The sequence below is a fragment of the Streptomyces sp. NPDC004051 genome, from assembly GCF_053604275.1.
Genome location: NZ_JBSGHG010000011.1, coordinates 30,580 through 50,703, shown reverse-complemented (window position 1 = coordinate 50,703; position 20,124 = coordinate 30,580). Strand labels below are relative to the sequence as shown.

The following is a 20,124-nucleotide window of genomic DNA, read 5'->3' as shown; positions in this document are numbered from 1 at the left end:
GCAGCCCGACCTCCGCGCCACCCTCCGCAGCACCGGCCGGCTCGCTCTCGCGCCGGATGTGCCGGTCCTTTCGCGCCGGGAGGCCGGGGAGCGTTCCGGGCAGACCGGGCGGAGGAAGTTCGTCGCATGGGGGAGACGAGGACACGGGCACGGCGCGCTCCAGACGGACATGGGCAAGCCGACGGCCCGCGACCGGGCCCAACTGGTCATCGTGGCGTACGAGTCGGGCCTGGTGGCACCGGGCACACCGTGACCGGCGCCACGGCCGCTCAGAGGGCGTGGGCCAGCCAGCGCTGGATCGTGCTGTTGATGTTGCCGGGCAGGGCGCTGAGCCGGTCGATGGCCTCGCGGTCCTCGGGCCGCGGCGGGATGCCGGCCGCCGTCAGAGCCGCGTGCAGCTCCAGCCGGCGCCGGTCCTGCGGGTCGATGGCGACGTCCAGCCGCTCGCTCGGGCGCGGCGGTGTCAGCGGGTAGTCACCGAAGCCGCTCCGGTCGATGGCGTAGGGGTCGGCGAAGGCACGGTGGTCGGTGCCGAACTCGTAAGCGGAGGCGGTCACGTGGATCTCCAAAGGATGTCGGTCTACCTCACAGGAGACCGCCTCGGAGCCCACCTCGGTGGTACCCCCGCCGAAACGTCACGCCAACGGCGTCATAGCCAGTTCATCCTCACGTCGGACCAACAGCCCGGTGGAGAAAGGGAGATGGGGTGACGCTCCGTGGCGCCCGCTTCAGTAACCGTAATTCGCACGCTTCGACGGCTCTACCCGCAAACGCGTGAATTGAACCCTTCGCGCACAACTGCTCAGCATCCTCACAGGTCGTACACGCGGAAAACGTGAACCACCTCAAGGGGAACCCCATGAACCAGCACCACTCCCAGCAGCAGCCCGGATGGGACGGCTCTCATCAGTCGGCAGGTGCTCCGGCGCCCCAGCCGCCGAAGAAGCGCAGCCTCGGCAAGGTCATGGGCCTCGGCTGCGCCGGCATCCTCGGCCTGATCGTCATCGCCGCAGCTGTGATGAACGGGGGCTCCGATTCCACGGACACCAGTAGGAAAGACAGTGCTGTTGCGGCCGAAGAAGCGAAGGGGGAGCCCGCCAAGGGCGAACCGGGGGAGGGGACGAAGAGTCAGGCCGAGGAGTTCCGGACCTGTGTCGCCGAGTCCGGCACGCCCACGGAGAAGGAGGCCGTGAAGCACGTCACCAAGGTGACCGGCGCCGACAAGCGCAACGACATCCTCGACTCGGCCGAGGTCTTCACGGACTTCTCCGGCGGCTTGACCGGCCCGCACACGGGGGAGGGCACGTTGATCGCCTCGGCGTTCACGTCGTGCTACGAATCCGAGAACGGACTGGTCACCGTGTACGACAAGGACGGCGAACCGCTCGCCACCGGGAACTATTGATCCACTCGCGGCCGCACGGCCTCGGTGAGGCGTCCTCCGGAGAACTTGTTGCAACGGGTTCTTCGGAGCGCTGCACCTCCGCGGCACCGAACTCCGCGCGCAGGCCGGGGCGTACCGGCTCGCCGCCTCCGTCGGACGCTCCCGGGCCCTCCGGGCCCGCCTCGGCTGGGCCCTCGTGGAGTTAGGTCTGCTACTCGCCGCCGCCCCCGGGACGGCGGCCACCGTGTCCTAGCGGCGGCGTCGCTCGCCGACGGCGCCGATGAACTCCGTCCAGGCCACCGCCCCGACCACCAGCACGGGCCCGTCGGCCACCTTGCTGTCCCGGACGGGGACGACACCGGGGAAGCCGTCGGCGACTTCGAGGCAGGACTCGCCGCCGCTGCCGCCGCTGTAGGTGCTCTTGCGCCAGCGGGCGGCGCCGGGAAAGTCGTGGGCGACTTCGACGCATTCCTCGCCGCCGCTTCCGCCGCTGTGGCTGCTCTTGCGCCAGTCTGCTTTGGTCAGGTCGTACTCGCGCATCGTCTGTAGTCCTCCGCCGCCGCCTCGATCATGGCCAGGGACGCCTCCCGTGACAGAGCTGCAGCCCTGAGGAGATCGTAATCCGCTCGGATTTTCCTCACCACCGCCGGATCGTCCAGCAGACTGCCTGACAACACCCCCTCTGTATAGGCGGTCGGCGGTGCGTCCTCGAACTCCTTGAGCCTCATCATCTTGCCCATCTGCGGATGCGCCCCGACGGAGAACGGGACCACCTGCACCAGAGCCTTGCGGCTGCGTGCCGTCTCCGAGATGTGATCGAGTTGCTCGGCCATCACCGTGGCTCCGCCGACCGGTACACGCAGTACCGCCTCGTGCAGGACGGCCCAATACACCGGCCGGGTGGCGTCCTTGAGGAGCTGAACGCGGTTCATGCGGAGGCCGACCATCTCCTCGATGTATTCGTCCGTGGCGAGCGGATTGCTTGCCACATAGATGGCCCTGGCATACGCGAGTGTCTGGAGGAGGCCGGGGACCACTGCGGGCGCCCAGTCGCAGATGCTCGTTGCCATCCGCTCCAGTTCTGCTGCATGTGCAAAGTACTCGGCGTACCGCTGTTCCTTGATGAGCTTGCGCCACAGCCGTTCGAAAAAGCCGTCGGTTTGCAGTGTGTCGTCGATTCGTCGGGCCACGTCCAGTTGGGGTTTTCGGATGGCCTGTTCGAATTGGCCGATGTAGCCGCCGGAGACGAACACCCGCGCACCCAGTTCCACCTGCGTGAACCCCGACTCCTCCCGGCGCCGCTTCAGCTCCGCTCCGAAGAACTCCCATGCCGCCTGGCGTGAACCGTTGGCCATTGCTGACCCCTTTCTCAAGCCCTTTGCGCAGCCCGTTACTTGTAGGCCGCAACCCCCTTCCGAGTGTAGGTTCCGGCGGGCACCTTAAGGAGCGGAAGCGTGAATGCCGAAAAGAAGGGGATCAGGGTGAAGGCACAGCACTCGGCGCCCTGCGTCGAAGAAGCGGAGGAAGTGGTGAAAGAATTGCGGGCGTTACTCGCGAAGGCCGGAATTACCCTGCCGTCACTGGGGCTGGACCCGGTGAGTCTTGCGCGGGAGGCGCCCTGTCCGCTCGTCGACCTGGGGCGGTGCTCCGTGGACACCGCACGGCGGATCGCGGCCACGATGGCCGCGGCGGCACGATGAAACCGCCGGTCGGCGTGTACGTCGTGGACACCCGGACCGAGCGGGTCGGCGTCGTGATGGGGCACGAGGGGCCCTACGTCCAGCTGAGACCGTACGGCGGCGGCCGGGAGTGGGACGCCGAGCCGGTCGCCCTGCGCCGGGCGACCCCCGCCGAACGGCTGCGCGCGGCGACCGCGTACGCCAACGCGCGCAGCCGGGGAGAGCGGCCGTGAGCCGGGTGACACGGATGTGGACGGTGCAGGTGATGGGGCGCCCCGGGCGTGCGCGAGAATGGGGACATGAGTCTGTTCCGCGACGACGGCATCGTGCTGCGCACCCAGAAGCTGGGTGAAGCGGACCGGATCATCACGTTGCTCACACGCGGTCACGGACGGGTACGCGCCGTGGCGAGAGGTGTGCGCCGGACGAAGTCCAAGTTCGGCGCCCGCCTCGAACCGTTCTCGCACGTGGACGTGCAGTTCTTCGCGAAGGGCAGCGAGCTGATCGGACGCGGGCTCCCGCTGTGCACCCAGAGCGAGACCATCGCGCCGTACGGCAGCGGGATCGTCACCGACTACGCCCGCTACACCGCCGGAACGGCCATGCTCGAGACCGCCGAGCGGTTCACCGACAACGAGGGCGAGCCGGCCGTGCAGCAGTACCTGCTGCTCGTGGGCGCCCTCAGGACCCTCGCCCGCGGCGAGCACGCGCCGCATCTCGTCCTCGACGCGTTCCTGCTGCGCTCCCTCGCCGTCAACGGCTACGCCCCGAGCTTCGGGGACTGCGCACGGTGCGGGATGCCCGGACCGAACCGGTTCTTCTCGGTCGCGTCCGGCGGTTCCGTCTGCACCGACTGCCGGGTGCCGGGCAGCGTCGTACCCTCGCCGGAGGCCCTGGAACTGCTCGGCGCGCTGCTGACGGGGGACTGGGAGACCGCGGACGCGTGCGAGGAGCGGCACGTCCGGGAGGGGAGCGGGCTGGTCTCCGCCTACCTGCACTGGCACCTCGAGCGCGGGCTGCGCTCACTCCGGTACGTCGAGAAGTAAGCCGAGAAGCAACCAGCACCCACAGAGCAGTACCAGCTAGAGGGAGACGAGGAAGCACATGGCCGTACGCGGGTTCCTGGGGCGTCAGCGCCGGGAGTACAAGACGCCGGAACCGCACCCCTCCGGCGCGCGGCCCCCGAAGTTCCCCGCCGAGCTGGTCCCCAAGCACGTGGCGATCGTCATGGACGGCAACGGCCGCTGGGCCAAGGAACGGGGCCTGCCGCGCACCGAGGGGCACAAGGTCGGCGCCGAGCGGGTGCTGGACGTGCTCCAGGGCGGGATAGAGATGGGCGTGGGCGCCATCTCGCTGTACGCCTTCTCCACCGAGAACTGGAAGCGTTCGCCGGACGAGGTGCGCTTCCTGATGAACTTCAACCGGGACTTCATCCGCAAGTCCCGGGACGAGCTCGACGCACTCGGGATCCGGGTGCGCTGGGTGGGCCGGATGCCCAAGCTGTGGAAGTCGGTGGCCAAGGAGCTTCAGGTCGCCCAGGAGCAGACCAAGGACAACGACCGGCTCACGCTCTACTTCTGCATGAACTACGGAGGCCGCGCCGAGATCGCCGACGCGGCGCAGGCCATGGCCGAGGACGTGAAGGCGGGGCGCCTCGACCCGGGCAAGATCACCGAGAAGACCCTGCAGAACTACCTCTACTACCCGGACATGCCGGACGTGGACCTGTTCCTGCGGCCGAGCGGTGAGCAGCGTACGTCCAACTACCTGCTGTGGCAGAGCGCCTACGCGGAGATGGTCTTCCAGGACGTCCTGTGGCCGGACTTCGACCGCCGGGACCTGTGGCGGGCGTGCCTGGAGTTCGCCTCCCGCGACCGGCGCTTCGGCGGGGCGATCCCGAACGAGGAGCTGCTGGCCATGGAGGGCAGGCAGCAGGAGAGCGGGCGGTAACGGGGACGGACGCGGACACGGCGAAGGGCGCGGAGATCGTCTCCGCGCCCTTCGCCGTGTCCCGCGCCCGCGACCTCAGTCGTCGTGGCCGGCCGCCGCGCACTCCGCGCAGGTGCCGAAGATCTCCACCGTGTGGGCCACGTTGACGAAGCCGTGTTCGGCGGCGACGGCCTCCGCCCAGGTCTCCACGACCGGGCCCTCTACCTCGACCGCCTTGCCGCAGGTGCGGCAGACCAGGTGGTGGTGGTGCTCGCCGGTGGAGCAGCGGCGGTAGACGGACTCACCCTCGGCGGTCCGCAGCACGTCGACCTCGCCGGCCTCGGCGAGGGACTGCAGGGTGCGGTACACCGTGGTGAGCCCCACCGAGTCGCCCTTGTGCTTGAGCATGTCGTGCAGTTCCTGCGCACTGCGGAACTCGTCGACATCCTGGAGCGCAGCCGCCACAGCGGCCCGCTGCCTGGTGGCGCGGCCCTTCACGGGCGGTCCAGCGGTGGTCACCGGTTTCCTCCTCACGTCCGAGTCTGCCGCGGCCATTGTGCCAGTCCGGGGAAGATCGGGGCCGGGAGCAGTCAGGCGTCGGCCCGGTCGGTGGGGGTCCTGCCGGCCGGGACCGCGCATTCCGCGGGGTCCGGGGCGGGCCGTGCGGCGGCCAGGGCACGGGCGCGGCGGCGGGCCAGCGGGGTGGCCAGCGCGGTCAGCACGAGGAACGCGGCGATCGTCAGCAGCACGATCGTCGCGCCGGGCGGCACGTCCTGGTAGTAGGAGGTGACCGTGCCGCCGATGGTCACCGTCACGCCGATGGCGACGGCGATGGCGAAGGTGGCGGCGAAGCTGCGGCTGAGCGCCTGGGCGGCGGCGACGGGCACCACCATCAGCGCGCTCACCAGCAGCAGGCCGACCACGCGCATCGCGACGGTGACGGTGAGCGCCGCCGTGACGGCGGTGAGCAGGTTCAGGAACCGCACCGGCAGGCCGGTGACCCGCGCGAACTCCTCGTCCTGGCTGACCGCGAACAACTGGCGGCGCAGACCGAGGGCGACCAGCACGACGAAGGCGGCCAGCAGGGAGATGGCCATGACGTCGGACTCGGAGACCGTCGACAGGGAGCCGAAGAGGTACGAGGTGAGGTTCGCGTTGGAGCCGCTCGGGGCGAGGTTGATGAACATGACACCGCCCGCCATGCCTCCGTAGAAGAGCATGGCGAGGGCGATGTCGCCGCGGGTCCTGCCGTACCAGCGGATCAGCTCCATGAGGACGGCGCCGAGGACGGAGACCAGGGCGGCCATCCACACCGGCGACCAGGAGAGCAGGAAGCCGAGGCCGACGCCGGTCATCGCGACGTGCCCGATGCCGTCGCCCATGAGGGCCTGGCGGCGCTGGACGAGGTAGATGCCGACCGCGGGGGCGGTGACGCCGACCAGGACGGCCGCCAGCAGCGCCCGCTGCATGAAGGCATAGTTCAGGATTTCCATGGATCAGCTCAGCAGTCCCGTGCGGATCGGTTCGGCGCCCGCGGGTGCGTGCGGGTGTACGTGGTCGTGGCCGGGCAGGGCGTGCTGGCCGACCGCCTTCGGGGGCGGGCCGTCGTGCACGACGCAGCCGTCGCGCAGCACGACCGCCCGGTCGATCAGGGGCTCCAGCGGGCCCAGTTCGTGCAGGACGAGCAGGACGGTGGTGCCCTGGGCGACCTGCTCGCGCAGCGTCTTCGCGAGCACTTCCTGGCTGGCCAGGTCGACGCCCGCCATCGGTTCGTCCAGGATCAGCAGCTCGGGTTCGGCGGCGAGCGCGCGGGCGATCAGGACCCGCTGGTGCTGGCCGCCGGAGAGGGCGTCCACCGAGTCCTTCGCCCGGTCCGCCATGCCGACCAGGTCCAGGGCGCGGTGCACGGCCTCGCGGTCGGCCTTGCGGAACACGCCGAAGCGGGTGCGGGAGAGCCGGCCGGAGGAGACGACCTCGGTCAGCGTGGCGGGCACGCCGCTCGCGGCCGTGGTGCGCTGCGGTACGTACCCCACGCGCGCCCAGTCGCGGAACCGGCGCTGCGGGGTGCCGAACAGCTCGACCTCGCCGGCGACGGCCGGGACCTGGCCGATGACGCTGCGCACGGCCGTCGACTTGCCGGAGCCGTTGGCGCCGAGCAGGGCGACCACCTCACCGCGGCGCACGGTGAGGTCGATGCCGCGCAGCACGGGGCGCGAACCGAGCTCGGCGTGGACACCGCGCAGGGATATGACGGACTCGGTGCTCATGCTGCCGTCCTCATGCCGGTGTCCTTCCGGTGGTCGGAGTGGGTCACTTGGCGCCCAGCGCCGTCCGCAGGGCCTGGAGGTTGGACTCCATGACCTGGAAGTAGTCGTCGCCGCGGGACTTGTCGGTGATGCCCTCGAGCGGGTCGAGGACGTCGGTCTTGAGCCCGGCGTCGCGGGCGACGGTCTTCGCGGTCCGGTCGCTGATCAGCGTCTCGTAGAAGACGGTGGTCACCCCGTCGGCCTTGGCGGTCTCGGTGAGCTGCTTCACGCGCGCCGCGCTGGGCTCGGCCTCCGGGGAGAGGCCGTTGATGGCCTCCTCGGTCAGGCCGTAGCGCGCGGCGAGGTGGCCGAAGGCGGTGTGGGTGGTGACGAAGACGTCGGTCTTCCGGTGCTCGAGGCCGGCCGCGAACTCGGCGTCGAGGTCGTTCAGCCTGTCGACCAGGGCCTCGGTGTTCTTCCTGTAGTCGGCGGCGTGGTCGGGGTCGGCCTTCTGGAAGGCCTTGCCGACGCCCTCGGCGACCTCGGCGTACTTGACCGGGTCGAGCCAGACGTGGGGGTCCTGGCCGCCGTGGCTGTGCTCGTGGCCGTGCCCGGCGCCGTGACCGTGCTCGTCCTCGTGGCCGTGCTCGTCCTCGTGGTCGCCGGCGGCGTGGTCGAGGGAGGTCAGGGTGGCCGCGTCGATCTTCGTCCGGACCCCGGACTGGCCGATGGCCTCGTCGACGGTGGGCTGCAGGCCCTTGAGGTAGAGCGCCGCGTCGGTCTCCTCGAGCTGCGCGGTCTGCTTGGCGCTGATCTCCAGGTCGTGCGGCTCCTGGCCGGGCTGGGTCAGACTGGTGACGTTCACATGGTCGCCGCCGATCTGCTCGGCGAGGAACGCCATGGGATAGAACGAGGCGACGACGTCGAACTTGTCGGTGTTGCCGACGGCCGCGCCGCTGCCGGAGGAGCAGGCGGACAGGGTGCCGAGGGCGGCCGCGGTGACCACGGTCACCGCGGCCGCGGGTATGAGGCGTCGTCGTACGTTCATGACTCCCATTTTCAACTAACATGGAAACCGTTGTCAACAAGCCGGGTGAGAGGCTTGTGGCAGGCCCTAATTGGTCCAGGGGCAGGGCCCGCCGGTAACCTGGGAACTTCGCTGGAAGCAATCTCGCTTCGTCGCCCGACGTCGTAATGAAGAGAGCACTGTGGCCGCCGACAAGATCGACACCATCGTCAGCCTGAGCAAGCGCCGAGGCTTCGTATTCCCCTGCAGTGAGATCTACGGCGGCCAGCGTGCCGCCTGGGACTACGGGCCGCTGGGTGTCGAGCTCAAGGAGAACCTCAAGCGCCAGTGGTGGCGCTACATGGTGACTTCGCGTGAGGACGTGGTCGGCATCGACTCGTCGGTGATCCTGGCCCCCGAGGTGTGGGTCGCCTCCGGTCACGTCGCCACCTTCACCGACCCGCTCACCGAGTGCACCGCCTGTCACAAGCGGTTCCGCGCGGACCACCTGGAGGAGGCGTACGAGGAGAAGAAGGGCCGCGCCCCCGAGAACGGCCTCGCCGACGTCAACTGCCCGAACTGCGGCAACAAGGGCCAGTTCACCGAGCCCAAGCAGTTCTCGGGTCTGCTCTCCACCCACCTCGGCCCGACCCAGGACTCCGGCTCGGTCGCCTACCTGCGTCCCGAGACCGCCCAGGGCATCTTCACCAACTTCGCCCAGGTGCAGACCGCTTCGCGCCGCAAGCCGCCGTTCGGCATCGCCCAGATCGGCAAGTCCTTCCGCAACGAGATCACGCCCGGCAACTTCATCTTCCGCACCCGCGAGTTCGAGCAGATGGAGATGGAGTTCTTCGTCAAGCCGGGCGAGGACGAGCAGTGGCAGGAATACTGGATGGAGCAGCGCTGGAACTGGTACACCGGCCTCGGCATGCGCGAGGAGAACATGCGGTGGTACGAGCACCCGAAGGAGAAGCTCTCCCACTACTCCAAGCGCACCGCTGACATCGAGTACCGCTTCCAGTTCGGCGGCAGCGAGTGGGGCGAGCTGGAGGGCGTCGCCAACCGCACCGACTACGACCTCGGCGCCCACTCCAAGGCATCTGGCCAGGACCTCTCCTACTTCGACCAGGAGGCCGGGGAGCGCTGGACGCCGTACGTCATCGAGCCGGCGGCCGGTCTCGGCCGGGCGATGCTCGCCTTCCTGCTCGACGCCTACGTCGAGGACGAGGCGCCCAACGCCAAGGGCAAGCTGGAGAAGCGCACGGTGCTGCGCCTCGACCCGCGCCTGGCCCCGGTCAAGGTCGCGGTGCTCCCGCTCTCCCGCAACGCGGAGCTGTCGCCGAAGGCGAAGGGCCTCGCCCAGGCGCTGCGGCAGCACTGGAACATCGAGTTCGACGACGCCGGCGCCATCGGCCGCCGCTACCGCCGCCAGGACGAGATCGGTACGCCGTTCTGCGTCACGGTCGACTTCGACACCCTGGAGGACAACGCGGTGACGGTGCGCGAGCGCGACACCATGAAGCAGGAGCGGGTCTCCCTCGACCAGATCGAGGGCTACCTGGCGAGCCGCCTGATCGGCTGCTGACGCCGTAGCGAACCCTTGAGCCGCCCCGGGCAGCGCCTCCCGCGCCGCCCGGGGCGGTTCACGTTCGCGTGGGGTCCACCGTCGCCTGGTGGGCCCGGGCCAGATGTTCCTCCGCCTTCGGCCGGGGCAGGAACGGGGCGCGTCCGCGCCAGCCGCACGTCTCGCAGCTGATCGTGCGCCGCACCCCGGTGCGCCGTATCCGTACGACGTGTTCCCGGCCGTGCTGGTCCCAGCGGCTGACCTTGCTCGTGTCGCTCTGCGGCATGACGCAGAGTGTGCAGCAAGGACGACGTCAACGGGGGTGCGCGCAGGTGGATTCGGCGGGGACCGGCCGGGAAGGCCCTACGCGTCCACGCCGGCCGCCTCGCGGATCTCCGCCGACTCCAGCCGCTCGGCCGTCCGCCGCGCGGTCGCGCGGGCCCAGCGGCCGGAGGTCACCGCACCCACCACCAGCACCGCGAGCCCGCACACGGTGAGGATCCACCAACCGGGCCGCGCCGCCGACACGAAGCGGTCCGCGTACGAGGACGAGCCCACCCCCGCCGCCAGCACCGCGCCCACCACCGCGACCCCGAGCGCCTGGCCCAGCTGCCGGCTGGTGGAGGCCACCGCCGAGGCCACCCCGGCCTGGGTGCGGGGCATGCCGGAGACGGCGGTGTTGGTGATGGGGGCGTTGACGAAGCCGAAGCCCACGCCGAACAGGACGTACCCGGTGAACAGCGTGACGTCGGACGTCTCGGCCTCGAAGAGGGCGAAGAGCAGCCCGCTCGCCGTCAGCGCGGCGCCCGCGATCAGCAGCGGCACCCGGGGGCCCCGGCTGCCGACCAGCCGGCCGGAGATCGGGGCGCACAGGAAGGTCGGGACGGCCATGGGGAGCATCCACAGGCCGGCGTCCAGGGCGCTCAGGCCCCGCACGTTCTGCAGGTAGAGCGTGGAGAGGAAGAGGAACCCGCCGAGCGCGGCGAACGCGCTCACCGCGATCACGGTGGCCCCGCTGAACGGTGCCGAACGGAAGAAGCGCAGGTCGATCAGGGGTTCGTGGCGGCGGGACTCGTAGATCAGCAGGGCGATCAGGGCCGCCGACGCGAGGAGGGCGAAGGGGGCGGTGGTGGAGGGCGCCGCGTGCGGCGCCTCGATGATGGCGTACGTCAGCGAGCCGAACAGGACGATGACCAGCAGCTGGCCGACCGGGTCGGCGCGCCGGGCCTCGGGGGCGCGGGACTCCGGGACGAAGCGCAGGGTGAGGACGAGGGCGGCGAGACCGACCGGCAGGTTGATCCAGAAGATGGAGCGCCAGCCGACGGAGTCCACCAGCAGCCCCCCGACCAGGGGGCCCGCGGCCATCGAGAGGCCGACGACCGCGCCCCACGCGCCGATCGCGCGGGCGCGTTCGCGCGGGTCGGTGAAGGTGTTGGTGATGATCGACATGGCGACCGGGTTGAGCATCGAACCGCCCACCGCCTGCACCATGCGGAAGGCGACCAGCGCGTCCAGGCTCGGGGCGAGCGAGCACAGCACCGAGCCGAGGGTGAAGACGACCAGCCCCGCCATGAAGACCCGCTTGCGGCCGATCCGGTCGGCCGTGGAGCCCGCCAGCATCAGCAGCGAGGCGAGGACGAGGGTGTACGCGTCGATGGTCCACTGGAGACCCGCGGTGCTCGCGTGCAGATCCCGCTGGAGGGACGGCAGGGCGACGTTCAGCACCGTGTTGTCCAGGCTCACGATGAGCAGACTCATGCAGCAGATCGCGAGCACGAGGAGGCGTCGGCGCGGGCTGAGCTCGGGCATGGGGTCCATCGTACGCGCGGTTCGATAGTGCGGTTAACTAATGACTGTTGCACATGTATCGTCCCGGGCGGCTTTCGGGATGCGGGACAATGGGGGAATGCCCACGCCCACGCCCGCCCCGGCCCAGTCCCCGCCGAACCGGCCGGACCGCTCGAACCACTCGCACCGCTCGAACCACTCGAACCTGACGGTCGGCCCGTACGCGGTCCGACCGCCCGTCGTGCTGGCTCCCATGGCCGGGATCACCAACGCGCCCTTCCGCACCCTGTGCCGGGAGTTCAGCGGCGGCAAGGGGCTGTTCGTGAGCGAGATGATCACCACCCGGGCGCTGGTCGAACGCAACGAGAAGACCATGCAGCTGATCAGGTTCGACGCGAGCGAGACGCCGCGTTCGATCCAGCTGTACGGCGTCGACCCGGCGACCGTCGGCAAGGCCGTCCGCATGATCGCGGAGGAGGACCTCGCCGACCACATCGACCTCAACTTCGGCTGCCCGGTGCCGAAGGTGACCCGCAAGGGCGGCGGCTCGGCCCTGCCCTACAAGCGGAACCTGCTGCGGTCCATCCTGCGCGAGGCGGTGAGCGGCGCCGGGGACCTGCCGGTCACGATGAAGATGCGCAAGGGCATCGACGACGACCACCTGACCTACCTGGACGCCGGCCGCATCGCCGTCGAGGAGGGCGTGAGCGCCGTCGCCCTGCACGGCCGCACCGCCGCACAGCACTACGGCGGCACCGCCGACTGGGACGCCATCGCCCGGCTCAAGGAGCACGTGCCGGAGATCCCCGTGCTCGGCAACGGCGACATCTGGTCCGCCGACGACGCGCTGCGGATGGTGCGCGAGACGGGCTGCGACGGGGTCGTGGTGGGGCGCGGCTGCCTGGGCCGGCCGTGGCTCTTCGCCGATCTGGTCGCGGCCTTCGAGGGCCGGGACGACTTCCGCAGGCCCACGCTGCGCGTGGTCGCCGACGTCATGGTCCGGCACGCGACCCTGCTCGGGGAGTGGATCGGGGACGAGGCGCGCGGGGTGATCGACTTCCGCAAGCACGTCGCCTGGTACCTGAAGGGCTTCGCGGTCGGCTCCGAGATGCGCAAGCGGCTCGCGATCACCTCGTCCCTCGAGGCGCTGCGGGCCGGGCTGGACGAGCTGGACCTGGACCAGCCCTGGCCGACCGGCGCGGACGGCCCCCGCGGCCGTACGTCCGGCAACAACCGGGTGGCGCTGCCGGACGGCTGGCTGAAGGACCCGTACGACTGCGCGGACGTCGGCGCGGACGCCGAACTCGACACGTCCGGCGGCTGACCGGCGCCGGAAGCCGTACGGCCCTGCTCCCCCGGGGAGCAGGGCCGTACGGGTGTGTCCGGACCGCTCAGGCCGTCGGCTGCGCCGGGGCCGCGTCCTCCTCGGGACGCTCGGGGTGGCGGCGCAGGTGGACGATGGCGCCCACCAGACCGCCCCAGACGATCACGATGGCCACGATCAGCATGATGATCGCACTCGTCGACATCAGTTCTTCCCCCCTTCCAGCACCTCGGAGCCGGAACCGGAGTCAGAGCCGGAGCCCGCGCCTGCCGCCACGCCCGCTTCCACGTCGGATTCGGCGTCCACGTCGGATTCGACGTCGGCGGAGCGCCAGGGCACCAGACTGAGGACCACGCCGACGAGCAGGGCCCCCGCGGCGACGCCCCAGCCCGCCCAGAGCAGGAACTCCGTGGAGTAGCCCTCGTAGTTCTCGGCGAACTCCGCCCGCAGGCTGTCGACCATCATCCAGCCGAGCACCAGCGGGGTGACGACGCCGAGGCAGATCAGCCACCAGCGGCCGACCCGCATCGTGGAGATGTCGTTGGCGTGCTTCTGGAAGGCGGGCAGCCGTCGCAGCACCCAGCCCACGAGGACGAGCGAGGCCAGCGCGGCGAGGACGATGCCGTACTGGTTGATGAAGTGGTCGGCCGCGTCCAGCAGGTAGATGCCGCTGTCGGTCGGGAAGACGAGGATCGACACCAGGGCGACGGCCCCGCCGACGCTCAGGACCGCCGGGACCCGGCGCATGCCGGTGCGGTCCTGCACGGCGGCGATGACGACCTGCACGATGCTGATCAGCGAGGTGAGGCCGGCGATCACCAGCGAGGCGAAGAACAGCACGCCGAACAGCGCGCCCATCGGCATCTGGGAGATGACCGTCGGGAACGCCACGAACGCCAGGCCGATGCCGGAGCTCGCGACCTCGTCCACCCCGACGCCCTGGGCCGCGGCCATGAAACCGAGGGTGGCGAACACGCCGATGCCCGCGAGGATCTCGAAGGCGCTGTTGGCGAAGCCGGCGACCATCGCGGTGCCGGTGAGGTCCGAGCGCTTCTTCAGGTACGAGGCGTACGTGATCATGATGCCGAAGCCGATGGACAGCGAGAAGAAGATCTGGCCGTACGCGGCGACCCACACGCTGCCGTCACCGAGCGCCGACCAGTCCGGCCGGAACAGGCCGTCCAGCCCCTTGGCGGCACCGTCGAGCGTGAGCGCGCGCACGACCAGGACGGTGAAGAAGAGCACCAGCAGCGGGATGAAGAACTTGTTGGCCTTCTCGATCCCGTTGCGGATGCCGAGCGCCAGGATGACCAGCACGACCACCCAGACCGCGATGAGCGGCCAGAGCACACCGTCCACGTAGGACGACATGACGCCGGGCGTCTCGGCGGCCTGGAGGAAGTCGCCGAAGAAGAAGGCGTTGGCATCGTCGCCCCACTGCTCGCCGAAGGAGTACCCGATGTAGCGCACCGCCCAGGCGAGGATGACGGCGTAGTAGGCGGCGACCACGAAGCAGATCGCGACCTGCCACCAGCCGATCGCCTCCGCCGGTCTGGACAGCTTGCGGAAGGCAGCCGGGGGCGACTTCCGGAATCGGTGGCCGATCGAGTACTCGAGGATGAGCAACGGGATACCGGCGGTCAGCAGCGCGACGAGGTACGGCAGGAGGAAGGCCCCGCCGCCGTTGTCGTAGGCAACGGCGGGGAAGCGCCAGATGTTGCCGAGGCCGATCGCCGATCCGATCGCGGCGAACAGGAAACCTGCGCGGCTCCCCCACTGCTCACGGGAAGGACTGGACATGATCACGGTTCCTTGGTCATTTTTTTGCGTAGCGCGGCACGCTAGCAACAGGAACGCCTGGTGAACAGAGGTATCCGCATACCGGTCACGTGCGCCGCCGCCGGGCCCGGCACGGGGTGTCGTCCGAGGTCACGCGCGGGTTGCGCGGCCGATCGTGACTCAGCGTCCGGCCGGGTGCGGGACGGAGCCGTAGGCCTTCAGGAAACGGTCACGGAACGCGTCCATCTTCCACACGGGCGCGTCCTCGGCCGGCCTGAGGCCCTCCGTCCAGTTCCAGTCGGCGATCTTCTCCAGCACCTCCGGGTCCTTGGCGACGATCGTCACCGGCACGTCCCGGCTCGCCCGCAGGCCGCTGACCCGGGCGACGGGCTGGTGGTCGCCGAGGAAGACGAGGACGGTGTCGTCGGTGCCGTAGCGCTCCAGCCACTGGGTGAGGGCGGTCACCGAGTACGTGACCGACCTGCCGTACTCCTGACGGGACCCGGCGCTGTCCGTGATGAGGGAGCCGGGATCCTTCCCCGCCCGCTGGATGGGCTCGAAGACGGAGCCGTCGCCGAGTTCGTCCCAGCCGACCATCTCGGGCAGGGGCGCCCAGGGCTGGTGACTGGAGGTCAGGATGATCTCCGCCATCAGCTTCCTGCCCCGGTCGCGCTCCTTGCCGTGCTCCAGGTGCTGGAAGGCCTCGAGGGTGTACTGGTCCGGCATCGTCGACCAGCTGAACTTCGGCCCCTGGTAGCCCAGTTGGAAGGCGTTGTAGACCTTTTCGAGGCCGAACCACTGCGCCTCGGGCCAGGCCTTCTGGACACCCGGCATGATGCCGACGGTGTCCCACGCCCCGGACTTCTGGAACGCCTTGGTGAGGGTGAGGCGGTCGTTCGAGGTGGCGGTGCGGTAGCGCTGCTGGTTGTCGATCCACAGGCCGGACAGGGCCGTCGAGTGGCCGAGCCAGCTGCTGCCGCCGAAGGTCGCCGAGGTCAGCCAGCCGCTCCGGGCCCGGTACCCGGCCTGCGCGAGGGTCTCGGTTCCGGTGTCGAGGGTGTGGGTGACACCGGGGGCGATCACCGGGTCCTCCAGGGCGGCGCGGCCGTAGCTCTCGATGAACGTGATGAGCACGTCCTTGCCGCGCAGGTCGGGCAGGAGCCGGTCGGGGGGTGTGGCCGCGAAGGCGTCGGAACGCGCCGTCTTCTCGAACTGCGCCTCGTCGTGCAGCGTGTTCACCACGCGCCGGGCCTGCACCTTCGCCGCCGTCGAGGCCCGGTCGGAGGCGACCGGCGTACCGAGGACCTGCACGCCGAGGGCGGTACAGGTGATCCACACGGTGCCCGCGACGAGGGTGCCCCGGGTGGCCCGCGCGCGGTGCCGGGCCAGCAGCTCGGTCAGCCGGACGGAGGCCAGCGCCATCCCCGCCACCAGGAGCAGGACGAGGGCGAGGGCGCCGACGGTGGCCGCGGTGGCGGTGGCGGTGCCCATCGAGTCCTTGACATAGGACAAGGCGTCGTCGAGCAGCCCCCAGTCGAGGACCAGGTTGAAGCCCCGGCCCAGGTACTCCTTGAACCCGATGTCCAGCAGGTTCAGCACGGTCAGCACGGCGAGGCCGACCCCGTACAGCACGGCCGCGACGATCCGGGGCCGGCGCGGCAGGGCGGGGAGCAGCGCGGCCCCGATGATCGCCTCGGCCGGTATCCGGGCGAACCGGTCGGGGCGCAGGGCGCCGGCGGTGTTGGGCAGCAGAAGGGCGCCGAGGACCAGTACGGCGGCCAGGACGTGCAGGGTCGGACGGACGGCGCGTGCGGCGCGGGGGTGCCGGTCGCGCAGAGCGGCGCAGCGGGTGCGGAAAGCCCGGAGCAGAGGGAAGGCGCCGAGGGAGCGGAAGACGCGGACGACCGGAGGGGTGGGGCGGGTCTGATCCCCCTGCTTCTCGTCCCGCTCGTGGCCCCCTCGTTCTTCTTCGGTGGTCCGTGTCGGCCGGTGCAGGCGTGTGAAGACAGGCACCCGGAGGTCCTTCCGTGCAAAACCCGGTGAGGAGGCGGACCCGGCGTGGGGGTCCGGGTCCGCCGCAGTTCCGTACGGGTGTGCAGGCCGGTTCGTTCAACGGTCCGTCCCGCCGTGGGGACCGGAGGTACGAGAAGCGTCCGCATGGTGAAATTCCGGCGACCGGGACAGCGTGATTCTCGCCACCCTTGATCAGGGGTCCGCTCAAATGAGCGGATCATGGGCGGCTGCATTTCTCAAAGGTTGGCACCCAGTGCCATCTCTTGATCGTTCATCGAGCGAAAACAAACGTGTCGAACGGCGCTCAGGTGAGCGCGTAGAGCGTGCAATCCGGAATCCTTGCGTTCAAGAAGTGAACACATGAGGCGGCGATTTCTTGCCGAACCTTGACTTGCCTTTGACTTTTGATCCAGTGGCGAAGGCGGGGTCCCAGCCGCATGGTGGACGTGTGGACGTACCCATGCGCCTTCGATCTGGGTATGTTCCTGCTCGTCAGGGCAGCCACCGCGTCCTCGAGGAGTCGAGACCCGTGTCGGAAAACAAAGATCTCCGTGGAACCCAGCAGGGCGGGAGTGTTGAGGGCGTGAAGTTCGTCTACGACTTCACCGAGGGCAACAAGGACCTCAAGGACCTTCTCGGCGGGAAGGGTGCGAACCTCGCCGAGATGACCAATCTGGGCCTCCCCGTCCCTCCCGGCTTCACCATCACCACGGAAGCCTGCAAGGTCTACCTGGACAGCGGCGAGGAACCGGCGGCACTGCGTGACGAGGTGAGTGCGCACCTCGACGCCCTCGAAGCGGCGATGGGCAAGAAGCTCGGCCAGGCCGAGGACCCCCTCCTGGTGTCGGTCCGCTCCGGGGCGAAGTTCTCCATGCCCGGCATGATGGACACCGTCCTGAACATCGGCCTCTCCGACACGTCCGTGCAGGGCCTGGCCGAGCAGGCCGGCGACGAGCGTTTCGCCTGGGACTCCTACCGGCGCCTCATCCAGATGTTCGGCAAGACCGTCCTCGGCGTCGACGGCGACCTCTTCGAGGACGCGCTGGAGGCGGCGAAGGCGGCCAAGAAGGTCACGGTCGACACCGAGCTGGAGGCCGCCGACCTCAAGAAGCTGGTCACCAAGTTCAAGAAGATCGTCAAGACCGAGGCCGGCCGGGACTTCCCGCAGGACCCGCGCGAGCAGATGGACCTCGCCATCCACGCGGTCTTCGACTCCTGGAACACCGACCGGGCCAAGCTCTACCGCCGTCAGGAGCGCATCCCGCACGACCTGGGCACGGCCGTCAACGTCTGCTCCATGGTCTTCGGCAACCTCGGTCCCGACTCCGGCACCGGCGTGGCCTTCACCCGTGACCCCGCCTCCGGCCAGCAGGGCGTCTACGGCGACTACCTGCAGAACGCGCAGGGCGAGGACGTGGTCGCGGGCATCCGCAACACCGTGCCGCTCGCCGATCTGGAGCAGATCGACAAGAAGTCGTACGACCAGCTGATGCAGATCATGGAGACGCTGGAGAACCACTACAAGGATCTCTGCGACATCGAGTTCACCATCGAGCGCGGCCAGCTGTGGATGCTCCAGACCCGCGTCGGCAAGCGCACCGCGGGCGCGGCCTTCCGGATCGCCACCCAGCTGGTGGACCAGGGCCTGATCGACGAGGCCGAGGCGCTCACCCGCGTCACCGGCGCCCAGCTCGCCCAGCTGATGTTCCCCCGCTTCGACGAGGAAGCGAAGGTGGAGAAGATCGGGCGCGGCATCGCGGCCTCGCCGGGCGCGGCGGTCGGCAAGGCGGTCTTCGACTCGTACACGGCCGTCAAGTGGTCCCGCTCCGGAGAGAAGGTCATCCTGGTCCGCCGGGAGACCAACCCCGACGACCTGGACGGCATGATCGCCGCCGAGGGCATCCTCACCTCCCGCGGCGGCAAGACCTCGCACGCCGCCGTCGTCGCCCGGGGCATGGGCAAGACCTGTGTGTGCGGAGCGGAGGAGCTGGAGGTCGACACCAAGCGCCGCCGGATGACCGTCCCGGGCGGGCACGTCGTCGAGGAAGGCGACCTGATCTCCATCGACGGCTCCACCGGCAAGGTCTACCTCGGTGAGGTACCCGTCGTGCCGTCCCCGGTCGTGGAGTACTTCGAGGGCCGGATGCACCCGGGCGCCGACGACGCCGACGAGCTGGTCGAGGCGGTCCACCGGATGATGGCCTTCGCCGACCGCAAGCGCCGGCTGCGGGTGCGCGCCAACGCCGACAACGCCGAGGACGCGCTGCGCGCCCGCCGCTTCGGCGCCCAGGGCATCGGCCTGTGCCGCACCGAGCACATGTTCCTCGGCGACCGGCGCGAGCTGGTGGAGCGGCTGATCCTGGCCGACACCGAGGCCGAGCGCGAGGAGTGCCTCAAGGCGCTGCTGCCGCACCAGAAGCAGGACTTCGTCGAGCTGTTCGAGGCGATGGACGGCCTCCCGGTCACCGTCCGGCTCCTCGACCCGCCGCTGCACGAGTTCCTGCCCGACATCACCGAGCTGTCGGTCCGGGTGGCCCTCGCCGAGTCCCGGCAGGAGCCGCACGAGAACGAACTGCGCCTGCTCCAGGCCGTGCACCGGCTGCATGAGCAGAACCCGATGCTGGGCCTGCGCGGAGTCCGCCTCGGCCTGGTCATCCCCGGCCTGTTCACCATGCAGGTGCGGGCCATCGCCGAGGCGGCGGCCGAGCGCCGGGCGGCCAAGGGCGACCCGCGTGCCGAGATCATGATCCCGCTGGTCGGCACGGTCCAGGAGCTGGAGATCGTCCGCGAGGAGGCCGACCAGGTCATCGAGGAGGTCGAGCAGACCACCGGCACGCGGCTGAAGCTCGCCATCGGCACGATGATCGAGCTGCCGCGCGCCGCCCTGACCGCCGGTCAGATCGCCGAGGCCGCCGAGTTCTTCTCCTTCGGCACCAACGACCTCACCCAGACGGTGTGGGGCTTCAGCCGGGACGACGTGGAGGCCAGCTTCTTCACTGCCTACCTGGAGAAGGGCATCTTCGGCGTCTCCCCGTTCGAGACGATCGACAAGGACGGCGTCGGCTCCCTGGTGAAGCTCGCCGCCGAGGCCGGCCGCGCCACCCGCCCCGGCCTCAAGCTCGGCGTCTGCGGCGAGCACGGCGGCGACCCGGAGTCGGTCCACTTCTTCCACCAGGTCGGCCTGGACTACGTCTCCTGCTCCCCGTTCCGCATCCCCGTCGCCCGCCTGGAGGCCGGCCGCGCCGCGGTCACCTCGAACGGCAGCGACCACCGCTGACCCCTCCGGGGTGAGTCGAGCCCCGGAGCCGTCGCCTGTCACCCGACCACCCTCACCGATCGGCGACGGCTCCGGATCACGAAAGGAAACGGCGGCACCCGTGCGGGGGCGCCGCCGTTTTCGTGTCCCCGCTTC

20 protein-coding genes and 1 pseudogene are annotated in these 20,124 nt (G+C 70.0%); 9 read left to right on the top strand and 12 right to left on the bottom strand.

The features are described from left to right. Positions 1-169: 169 nt before the first annotated feature. A pseudogene (locus tag ACWEQO_RS14580) lies at positions 170-253 on the top strand (DNA-binding response regulator); the annotation flags it as partial. A gap of 16 nt (positions 254-269) precedes the next feature. Here the strand turns inward: ACWEQO_RS14580 and ACWEQO_RS14575 are convergent. Further along, on the bottom strand, positions 270-557 hold the full coding sequence (locus ACWEQO_RS14575) for a hypothetical protein (RefSeq protein ID WP_361447743.1): 288 nt from the start codon (positions 555-557) through the stop codon (positions 270-272). 302 nt (positions 558-859) lie between these two features. Here ACWEQO_RS14575 and ACWEQO_RS14570 point away from each other — a divergent pair, with 302 nt between their 5' ends. After that, positions 860-1,405 carry a hypothetical protein gene (locus ACWEQO_RS14570; protein WP_361447746.1) on the top strand — a complete coding sequence of 182 codons (546 nt, stop codon included), beginning with the start codon at positions 860-862 and terminating at the stop codon, positions 1,403-1,405. A gap of 228 nt (positions 1,406-1,633) precedes the next feature. On the opposite strand, the gene ACWEQO_RS14565 is transcribed toward ACWEQO_RS14570, so the two are convergent. Together ACWEQO_RS14565 and ACWEQO_RS14560 are read right to left on the bottom strand one after the other, a co-directional pair. Further along, positions 1,634-1,924, bottom strand: a complete 291-nt coding sequence (locus tag ACWEQO_RS14565) for a DUF397 domain-containing protein (protein WP_361447749.1) — start codon at positions 1,922-1,924, stop codon at positions 1,634-1,636. Beyond that, complete coding sequence (locus ACWEQO_RS14560; RefSeq protein ID WP_452982805.1) at positions 1,906-2,739, bottom strand: helix-turn-helix domain-containing protein; 834 nt, start codon at positions 2,737-2,739, stop codon at positions 1,906-1,908. Before ACWEQO_RS14560 ends, ACWEQO_RS14565 begins: the two co-directional genes overlap by 19 nt. A 126-nt stretch (positions 2,740-2,865) precedes the next feature. Between ACWEQO_RS14560 and ACWEQO_RS14555 the strand changes: the two genes are divergently transcribed. The 4 genes from ACWEQO_RS14555 to ACWEQO_RS14540 all read left to right on the top strand — a co-directional run bounded on the left by ACWEQO_RS14555 (position 2,866) and on the right by ACWEQO_RS14540 (position 5,013). Continuing rightward, a complete protein-coding gene (locus ACWEQO_RS14555; RefSeq protein WP_452983039.1) occupies positions 2,866-3,084 on the top strand; it encodes a hypothetical protein in 219 nt (72 codons plus the stop codon). Beyond that, positions 3,081-3,296 (top strand): hypothetical protein, encoded by a 216-nt coding sequence (locus ACWEQO_RS14550; RefSeq protein ID WP_361447754.1) that lies wholly within the window; start codon positions 3,081-3,083, stop codon positions 3,294-3,296. The genes ACWEQO_RS14555 and ACWEQO_RS14550 overlap by 4 nt, the downstream gene beginning before the upstream one ends. 66 nt (positions 3,297-3,362) lie before the next feature. Then, positions 3,363-4,109: a DNA repair protein RecO gene (gene recO, locus ACWEQO_RS14545; protein ID WP_452982801.1), complete on the top strand. Its 747-nt coding sequence runs from the start codon at positions 3,363-3,365 to the stop codon at positions 4,107-4,109. Between the two features lie 58 nt (positions 4,110-4,167). Next, positions 4,168-5,013, top strand: a complete 846-nt coding sequence (locus ACWEQO_RS14540) for an isoprenyl transferase (protein ID WP_452982798.1) — start codon at positions 4,168-4,170, stop codon at positions 5,011-5,013. Between the two features lie 75 nt (positions 5,014-5,088). On the opposite strand, the gene ACWEQO_RS14535 is transcribed toward ACWEQO_RS14540, so the two are convergent. The 4 genes from ACWEQO_RS14535 to ACWEQO_RS14520 form a co-directional block, all read right to left on the bottom strand. After that, positions 5,089-5,511, bottom strand: coding sequence for a Fur family transcriptional regulator (locus tag ACWEQO_RS14535; RefSeq protein WP_361447763.1), 423 nt, complete (start codon positions 5,509-5,511; stop codon positions 5,089-5,091). A 71-nt stretch (positions 5,512-5,582) separates the two neighbouring features. Beyond that, positions 5,583-6,485: a metal ABC transporter permease gene (locus ACWEQO_RS14530; protein WP_452982795.1), complete on the bottom strand. Its 903-nt coding sequence runs from the start codon at positions 6,483-6,485 to the stop codon at positions 5,583-5,585. A 3-nt stretch (positions 6,486-6,488) separates the two neighbouring features. Then, complete coding sequence (locus tag ACWEQO_RS14525) at positions 6,489-7,259, bottom strand: metal ABC transporter ATP-binding protein (RefSeq protein ID WP_361447769.1); 771 nt, start codon at positions 7,257-7,259, stop codon at positions 6,489-6,491. 43 nt (positions 7,260-7,302) lie between these two features. Next, on the bottom strand, positions 7,303-8,286 hold the full coding sequence (locus ACWEQO_RS14520; RefSeq protein WP_452982791.1) for a metal ABC transporter substrate-binding protein: 984 nt from the start codon (positions 8,284-8,286) through the stop codon (positions 7,303-7,305). Between the two features lie 160 nt (positions 8,287-8,446). On the opposite strand from ACWEQO_RS14520, the gene ACWEQO_RS14515 reads away from it, so the two are divergent. After that, positions 8,447-9,829 (top strand): glycine--tRNA ligase, encoded by a 1,383-nt coding sequence (locus ACWEQO_RS14515; RefSeq protein ID WP_361447775.1) that lies wholly within the window; start codon positions 8,447-8,449, stop codon positions 9,827-9,829. 58 nt (positions 9,830-9,887) lie between these two features. Here ACWEQO_RS14515 and ACWEQO_RS14510 read toward each other — a convergent pair whose 3' ends face one another. After that, positions 9,888-10,094, bottom strand: coding sequence for a hypothetical protein (locus tag ACWEQO_RS14510; protein WP_452982788.1), 207 nt, complete (start codon positions 10,092-10,094; stop codon positions 9,888-9,890). A 77-nt stretch (positions 10,095-10,171) separates the two neighbouring features. Continuing rightward, on the bottom strand, positions 10,172-11,617 hold the full coding sequence (locus ACWEQO_RS14505; protein WP_361447781.1) for an MFS transporter: 1,446 nt from the start codon (positions 11,615-11,617) through the stop codon (positions 10,172-10,174). Between the two features lie 79 nt (positions 11,618-11,696). Here ACWEQO_RS14505 and dusB point away from each other — a divergent pair, with 79 nt between their 5' ends. Then, positions 11,697-12,920: a tRNA dihydrouridine synthase DusB gene (dusB, locus tag ACWEQO_RS14500; protein WP_452982784.1), complete on the top strand. Its 1,224-nt coding sequence runs from the start codon at positions 11,697-11,699 to the stop codon at positions 12,918-12,920. 67 nt (positions 12,921-12,987) lie between these two features. Here dusB and ACWEQO_RS14495 read toward each other — a convergent pair whose 3' ends face one another. The 3 genes from ACWEQO_RS14495 to ACWEQO_RS14485 form a co-directional block, all read right to left on the bottom strand. Continuing rightward, positions 12,988-13,125: a methionine/alanine import family NSS transporter small subunit gene (locus tag ACWEQO_RS14495; protein WP_452982781.1), complete on the bottom strand. Its 138-nt coding sequence runs from the start codon at positions 13,123-13,125 to the stop codon at positions 12,988-12,990. After that, positions 13,125-14,720 carry a sodium-dependent transporter gene (locus ACWEQO_RS14490; RefSeq protein ID WP_452982778.1) on the bottom strand — a complete coding sequence of 532 codons (1,596 nt, stop codon included), beginning with the start codon at positions 14,718-14,720 and terminating at the stop codon, positions 13,125-13,127. Before ACWEQO_RS14490 ends, ACWEQO_RS14495 begins: the two co-directional genes overlap by 1 nt. A 159-nt stretch (positions 14,721-14,879) precedes the next feature. Beyond that, a complete protein-coding gene (locus ACWEQO_RS14485) occupies positions 14,880-16,712 on the bottom strand; it encodes a CDP-alcohol phosphatidyltransferase (protein ID WP_452982775.1) in 1,833 nt (610 codons plus the stop codon). 529 nt (positions 16,713-17,241) lie between these two features. Here ACWEQO_RS14485 and ppdK point away from each other — a divergent pair. Continuing rightward, positions 17,242-19,989, top strand: a complete 2,748-nt coding sequence (gene ppdK / locus ACWEQO_RS14480) for a pyruvate, phosphate dikinase (protein WP_452982772.1) — start codon at positions 17,242-17,244, stop codon at positions 19,987-19,989. The last annotated feature ends 135 nt before the right edge of the window (positions 19,990-20,124 follow it).

Bases quoted from the DNA above. Each gene is read 5' to 3' on its own strand.
- ACWEQO_RS14570 (WP_361447746.1), top strand. From the start codon at position 860: ATGAACCAGCACCACTCCCAGCAGCAGCCCGGATGGGACGGCTCTCAT.
- ACWEQO_RS14565 (WP_361447749.1), bottom strand. From the start codon at position 1,924: ATGCGCGAGTACGACCTGACCAAAGCAGACTGGCGCAAGAGCAGCCAC.
- ACWEQO_RS14560 (WP_452982805.1), bottom strand. From the start codon at position 2,739: ATGGCCAACGGTTCACGCCAGGCGGCATGGGAGTTCTTCGGAGCGGAG.
- ACWEQO_RS14550 (WP_361447754.1), top strand. From the start codon at position 3,081: ATGAAACCGCCGGTCGGCGTGTACGTCGTGGACACCCGGACCGAGCGG.
- recO (WP_452982801.1), top strand. From the start codon at position 3,363: ATGAGTCTGTTCCGCGACGACGGCATCGTGCTGCGCACCCAGAAGCTG.
- ACWEQO_RS14540 (WP_452982798.1), top strand. From the start codon at position 4,168: ATGGCCGTACGCGGGTTCCTGGGGCGTCAGCGCCGGGAGTACAAGACG.
- ACWEQO_RS14530 (WP_452982795.1), bottom strand. From the start codon at position 6,485: ATGGAAATCCTGAACTATGCCTTCATGCAGCGGGCGCTGCTGGCGGCC.
- ACWEQO_RS14525 (WP_361447769.1), bottom strand. From the start codon at position 7,259: ATGAGCACCGAGTCCGTCATATCCCTGCGCGGTGTCCACGCCGAGCTC.
- ACWEQO_RS14520 (WP_452982791.1), bottom strand. From the start codon at position 8,286: ATGAACGTACGACGACGCCTCATACCCGCGGCCGCGGTGACCGTGGTC.
- ACWEQO_RS14510 (WP_452982788.1), bottom strand. From the start codon at position 10,094: ATGCCGCAGAGCGACACGAGCAAGGTCAGCCGCTGGGACCAGCACGGC.
- ACWEQO_RS14505 (WP_361447781.1), bottom strand. From the start codon at position 11,617: ATGCCCGAGCTCAGCCCGCGCCGACGCCTCCTCGTGCTCGCGATCTGC.
- dusB (WP_452982784.1), top strand. From the start codon at position 11,697: ATGCGGGACAATGGGGGAATGCCCACGCCCACGCCCGCCCCGGCCCAG.
- ACWEQO_RS14495 (WP_452982781.1), bottom strand. From the start codon at position 13,125: ATGTCGACGAGTGCGATCATCATGCTGATCGTGGCCATCGTGATCGTC.
- ACWEQO_RS14490 (WP_452982778.1), bottom strand. From the start codon at position 14,720: ATGTCCAGTCCTTCCCGTGAGCAGTGGGGGAGCCGCGCAGGTTTCCTG.